This is a genomic window from Arsenophonus nasoniae DSM 15247 (assembly GCF_000429565.1).
In the GTDB taxonomy this organism is placed as follows: Bacteria; Pseudomonadota; Gammaproteobacteria; order Enterobacterales; family Enterobacteriaceae; genus Arsenophonus; species Arsenophonus nasoniae.
Genome location: NZ_AUCC01000279.1, coordinates 1 through 1145 on the forward strand (window position 1 = coordinate 1; position 1145 = coordinate 1145).

Below are 1145 nucleotides of genomic sequence, written 5' to 3' on the forward strand. Positions count from 1 at the left end.
CACGCTTTCATTATGCGTGCAATATGCGTACTATTTCGCATAGTCTGATTCCTACTTTAGCTAGGTTTTGGATTAGCTGGCTGTTCGGGTTGCCTCCCGTTCAGTCAGCGCGAAAATTATTCTTGGTTAATTTTTACTTTATCTAATATACCATTTCTGCTGTAAACTGATGTCCACTCAATCGACTGAACTCTTGTCCAATCAACTTTCACAGCATATTTTTTATTTACTCTAAATTCACCTCTGCTAATTCGTTCTATTAAACCAGCAGAAATCAAAAAATTAATATTATTATTGAAAGTTTGTAACTTAAGATTGTTTGCTTTCAAAAAAGCAGCTTTAGTTTTTGAACCGTAAGCAACAACGTTTTCATAGTTCATATTTAATAACATAAAGTTAAAAATTTTATACTGAGTGGCGTTTATCCCTTTAACACGACAGAGATCACGTATATAAACCTTAACAAATTCAGGTTCTGTTAAAATCTCTCCAGTTATATGATCTATATACGTTGAAGCCATTAAACTCTCCATTAAATACCGATTTATAAGTATCATAGTAATAAAATAGCAATATATAAATACTTTTTTTTAAGTATCTAAGATACTTTTAAATCTTTAAAATACTGCCTAACGGTAACTAAAATACTTCTCAACGGTAATATAGATACTCAACACAATGATTTTAAATACCGCCTAGCGGTATTAATATTAGCTTTAAGCCTTGAAAACACTAAACCCACCATTCTTATCTTAAATCTTTCCATAAATAGTTTCAGACGACTCAATAGCAACCTACTAATCTCCGCTTCAACGTCTCTTGCGGTGAGCAGACTGAGTTACGGAAAAACACGATTTTCTTTTAAAAAAACCAAAAAATCTTTTCAAGAATTAACGCCCACCGCTCGCCACAGCCAAGTGACCGAGCAACGCGAGCGAACGGGCGAGGAAGCGGAAGATAACCGGAAGTTACAGAAATCACGGTCACTCGAAATTGACAGAAGAAGTGACCAAAAAGCGGTAGAAAATGAAATTGCCAAATGGTGGGTGCTTTCTTGAAATTAGCGGGCAAATTGCACATCAAAGAAAACGGCAATTTTTCAGCGTGAACTTTCTCTATCAACGTTTTCAATTCGGCAGAGAAAA

The 1145-nt window shown here is 34.9% G+C and carries 2 protein-coding genes; both read right to left on the bottom strand.

Going from position 1 to position 1145, the window contains the following annotated elements; genetic code table 11:
* Window positions 1–116: 116 nt before the first annotated feature.
* On the bottom strand, window positions 117–521 hold the full coding sequence (locus G468_RS0118385) for a replication/maintenance protein RepL (RefSeq protein ID WP_026824196.1): 405 nt from the start codon (window positions 519–521) through the stop codon (window positions 117–119).
* A gap of 340 nt (window positions 522–861) precedes the next feature.
* On the bottom strand, window positions 862–1145 hold a 284-nt coding region (locus G468_RS24530; RefSeq protein ID WP_211229689.1), incomplete at its 5' end, for a hypothetical protein.

Coding starts and splice junctions, on each gene's coding strand:
- G468_RS0118385 (WP_026824196.1), bottom strand. CDS start 521: ATGGCTTCAACGTATATAGATCATATAACTGGAGAGATTTTAACAGAA.